2 protein-coding genes are annotated in these 2,078 nt (G+C 79.0%); both read right to left on the bottom strand.

Annotated elements, in window-relative coordinates; translation table 11 throughout:
• Positions 1 to 1,208 (bottom strand): UvrD-helicase domain-containing protein (locus ABEB16_RS21355; protein ID WP_345714188.1); only part of this gene is annotated, 1,208 nt, incomplete at its 3' end.
• A partial coding sequence (locus ABEB16_RS21350) for a RecB family exonuclease (RefSeq protein ID WP_345714187.1) occupies positions 1,205 to 2,078 on the bottom strand: 874 nt, incomplete at its 5' end. The genes ABEB16_RS21350 and ABEB16_RS21355, both read right to left, overlap by 4 nt.

Raw genomic sequence — 2,078 nt, 5'->3', positions numbered from 1 at the left:
GGCCCGGCGCCGGGCCGCGCCCGCAGCGGCGGGGCCACGTCACCGGCGCCCGCCCGCAGCGGGGCGGCCACGGCGTTGGCCACCGCGAGGACCGCCACGTCGTTGCGCCACGACGTCGACAGCGGCACCACCGGCGCGGGGCTGTCGTCGGCGCGGCGGAAGTGCGCCGGGAAGCTCGCCAGGTTGCCCGCGCTGGCACCGCGCCAGCCGTAGATGGACTGGTGGGGGTCCCCCACCGCCGTCACCGGGTGCCCGTCGCCGAACAGGGCGCGCAGCAGCACCAGCTGCGCGTGGCTGGTGTCCTGGTACTCGTCGAGCAGCACCACCCGGAAGCGGGCCCGCTCACCGGCCGCCACCACCCGCACCTCGGTGGCCAGCCGCGCCGCGACGCGGACCTGGTCGCCGAAGTCGAGCTGCTCGCGCTCGGCCTTGCGCCGGGCGTACTCCTCCAGCAGCGGCAGCAGCGCCCGGCGGGCGCGCAGGCTGGCCAGGACCTCGCGGACCTTGGCGAAGGGCTCACCCGCGACGTGCGCGCCGAGCTTAGCGACGCTGCGGTCGTCGCGGGGCAGCCGGGCCACGTGCGCGAGCGCCCGGTCGATCCAGCCGCCGACGTCGGCGGGGTCCAGCAGGTGCTCGGCGCACTGCCCGGACAGGCCCAGCAACGCACGGGTCACCGCCTCGGGGCTGAGGTCGAGCTCGCCGAGGTCGCCGCGCCAGCCCTCCACGACCTCCGTGGCCAGCTGCCAGGCACCGGCCTCGGTGAGGACGCCGGAGGTGGGCTCCACACCCAGGCGCAGGCCGTGGTCGGCCACGAGGGAGGCGGCGTAGGCGTTGTACGTCGCGATCGTGGGCTCCCCGGCGTCGAGGTCGCCCGCCGCGCCGGCGCTGGTCAGCCCGCGCGAGCGCAGCGCCCGCAGCCGGCGGCGCACCCGCTCGGCCAGCTCCCCGGCGGCCTTGCGGGTGAACGTCAGGCCCAGCACCTGCTCGGGCTCGACGAGGCCGTTGGCGACCAGCCACACCACCCGCGACGCCGTGGTCTCCGTCTTGCCCGAGCCCGCGCCGGCCACCACGAGCATCGGCTCCACGGGGGCCTCGATGACCGCGGCCTGCTCCGCGGTGGGCAGCGGGCGCCCCAGCCGCTCGGCGATCGCCGCCGCGGACAGCACCCGCGCGCCCCCGCCCGCCCGGGCCTGCGCCGGGGCGCTCACGCCGCCCCCCCGGGCTCGGGGTCGACGACGCTGCGCCCCTCCTCCTGCACGGGGCAGCTGGAGCGCACCGGGCAGGTGCGGCAGTGCGGCCCGACCACGGCGTCGAAGGTCCCCGCGGCCATGCCGTCGGCGGTGCTCGCCAGCAGCTCCTCCACCCACCGCGGCTCGGGGTCCTCCGCCAGCGGCGCCTGCGCCTGCACCGCGACGCCGCGCTCGCCGGTGCCCAGCTGCACGAGCGCCGCGCCGCCGGCCCCCGCTGGCTGCCCCTCGAAGCCGCCGCGCTCGGCGGCGAGCTGGTAGACGCCGAGCTGGGCGTGCCGGTCCAGCTCGTCCCTGCGGGGCTTGGCGCGGCCCGTCTTGAGGTCGACGACGACCAGGCGCCCGGCCGCGTCGCGCTCCAGCCGGTCCACCCGCCCCCGCAGCCGGGCCCGGCCCACCGCGACGGTGAAGTCCTGCTCCACGGCCACCAGCTCGCGCCCCTCGGCCGCCGCGCGGCGGGAGTACTCCGCCAGCTTCAGGACCATGTCCTCCGCGCGGCGGCGGGCGGCGTCACCGATCCAGCCGGGCGCGAACCCCAGCTCCGGCCAGCGCTCGTCGAGGCGCGCGCGCAGCTGCGCGGCACCGGCCTCGGGGACCTCGGAGGCCACGGCGTGCACCAGGCTGCCCAGGGACTGCCCGCCGGACTCCCCCGGCGTGCCGCCGACCGACTCCAGCAGCCAGCGCAGCGGGCACTGCCCGAACAGGCCCACCCGGGACGGGGAGACGGCCACCTCCTCCGCCGGCCCGCGCAGCGGCCGGGTGTCCGACAGCGGCGACACCCCGTACCAGTCCGCCGGGTCGGCCCCCGGCACCTGCGCGCGGGCCAGCCGG

Source organism: Kineococcus glutinatus (assembly GCF_039542765.1).
In the GTDB taxonomy this organism is placed as follows: Bacteria; Actinomycetota; Actinomycetes; order Actinomycetales; family Kineococcaceae; genus Kineococcus_A; species Kineococcus_A glutinatus.
Note: the sequence above shows the minus strand (reverse complement) of the source record. Positions and strands in the feature narration are given on the sequence as shown.